At 68.8% G+C, this 2,242-nt stretch carries 2 protein-coding genes; both read left to right on the forward strand.

The features are described from left to right. Nucleotides 1–115: 115 nt before the first annotated feature. The gene (locus tag ACR9ZK_RS21380) at nt 116–973 is read left to right on the forward strand and encodes a creatininase (RefSeq protein WP_481343978.1); all 858 of its coding nucleotides are present in this window, start codon (nt 116–118) and stop codon (nt 971–973) included. A 12-nt stretch (nt 974–985) separates the two neighbouring features. Beyond that, the coding region (locus ACR9ZK_RS21385; RefSeq protein ID WP_481343979.1) for a M24 family metallopeptidase at nt 986–2,242 on the forward strand (1,257 nt) is incomplete at its 3' end.

Below are 2,242 nucleotides of genomic sequence, written 5' to 3' on the forward strand. Positions count from 1 at the left end.
CCCCCCCCCCCCCCCCCCCCTCTCAAAAAAGAAGACGACACCCTCGATGTAGCTCCGTCTCGTGGGCTCGGAGATGTGTATAAGAGACAGCCCGAGAACCCGCCCAGGAGCAGCCTTGCCCACCACCGTCCTCATGGAGGAGCTCGACGCCTTCACCTACCGCGAGCTGATCGGTCGCGGAGCACCGGTCATCGTCCCGGTCGGCGCGATCGAGCAGCACGGACCCCACCTCCCCCTGCAGACCGACGTCATGCTCGCCAAGGCCATGAGCCGGCGTCTCGCCGAGGCCGTCGACGGTGTCGTCGCGGCGCCCGTCGTGTACGGCTACAAGTCGCAGCAGCGCTCCGGCGGCGGCAACCACCTGGCCGGCACGACGAGCCTCGACGCGACGACCGTCATCGCCATCGCCCGGACGCTGACGCTGGAGTTCGCGCGGCACGGTGCCCGCCGGATCGTCTTCCTCAACGGCCACTTCGAGAACTACCAGTTCCTCTACGAGGGGGTCGAGCAGGCCACGACCGAGCTGCAGCGGCGCGGCGAGGACGTCTCGGCAGTCCTGTTGTCCTACTGGGACTTCGTCGACGACGAGACGATCGAGGAGATCTACCGCGGCGCGTTCCCCGGCTGGGACGTCGAGCACGGCGGCGTCCTGGAGACCTCGCTGATGCTGCACCTGCACCCCGAGCTGGTCCACCTCGACCGCGTCATGGACCTGCCGGCCGCCCAGCTGCCCCGCTACGACCGGCTGCCCGTCCGTCCGGAGCTGACGCCCGCCTCGGGCTGCCTCTCCTCGGCGGCCGCGGCATCCGTGGGCGCAGGGCGCCTGCTCCTCGAGCGCACCTCGGCCGCGCTCGTGGCGTCGATCGGTGTCGAGCTGGGTCATCGACCCGGCGCCGAGCCCGGCCACCGACCCGATGCCGAGCCGTCACGCACCGACCTGGCTGACGCCGTCCCCGGATTCACCACCCTCTGAAGGAGATACACCATGTCCATCGCCACCCCCGTCACCTCGGTCAGCGAGCTCGAGCGGCTCAAGGAGCTGCACAACGGCGCGAAGGTCCCGCTCACCTTCTCCGACGCCGAGTTCGAGCGTCGCCTGACCGGCCTTCGCCGGATCATGGCCGCCAAGGGACTCGATGCCGTCGTGCTGACCTCCTACCACGGAATCAAGTACTACTCCGACTTCCTCTTCACGTACTTCGGCCGCTCGTACGCCCTCGTGGTCACCCCGACCGAACAGGTGACCGTCACCGCCAACATCGACGCGGGGATGCCGTGGCGGCGCAGCTACGGCGAGAACATCGTGTACACCGACTGGCGCCGCGACAACTTCCAGTACGGAGTCCAGGAGGCCCTCGCCCAGCGCGGCATCACGGCACGCCGAGTCGGCGTCGAGTTCGACACGCTCTCGCTCGACGCCCACGCCAGGCTGCAGGCCGTCCTCGGCGGGGCCGAGCTCGTCGACGTGGCCCAGGACGCGATGCGCCAGCGGATGGTCAAGTCCGCCGAGGAGATCGAGGTCATCAAGCACGGTGCCCGCATCGGCGACCTCGGCGGCGAGGCCATCAAGGCTGCGATCCGCGAGGGCATCAGCGAGTACGAGGTGGCCCTCATCGGCACCGAGGCGATGGTCCACGAGATCGCACGGACCTTCCCCGACAGCGAGATCCGCGACACGTGGGTCTGGTTCCAGTCGGGCATCAACACCGACGGCGCCCACAACTGGGCGACCACCCGCAGGCTGCAGCGCGGTGACATCCTGTCGCTCAACTGCTTCCCGATGACCTCCGGCTACTACACGGCCCTCGAGCGGACCCTCTTCCTCGGCGAGCCCGACGCCCGCTCCCTGGAGCTGTGGGAGATCAACGTCGAGGTGCACCGCCGCGGCCTCGAGCTCATCAAGCCCGGCGCCGTCTGCAAGGACATCGCCGCAGAGCTCAACGAGATCTACGTCGGCCACGGCCTCCTGCCGAACCGCACCTTCGGCTACGGGCACTCCTTCGGGGTGCTGTCGCACTACTACGGCCGCGAGGCGGGCCTCGAGCTGCGCGAGGACATCGACACCGTGCTCGAGCCCGGCATGGTCGTCTCGATGGAGCCGATGATCACGGTCCTGGACGGCGAGCCGGGGGCCGGCGGGTACCGGGAGCACGACATCCTCGTGGTCGGGGAGGACGGCGCGGAGAATATCACCGGGTTCCCGTTCTGTCTCTTATACACATCTGACGCTGCCGACGACGGA

It is taken from the genome of Monashia sp. HAY1-5C (assembly GCF_056755255.1).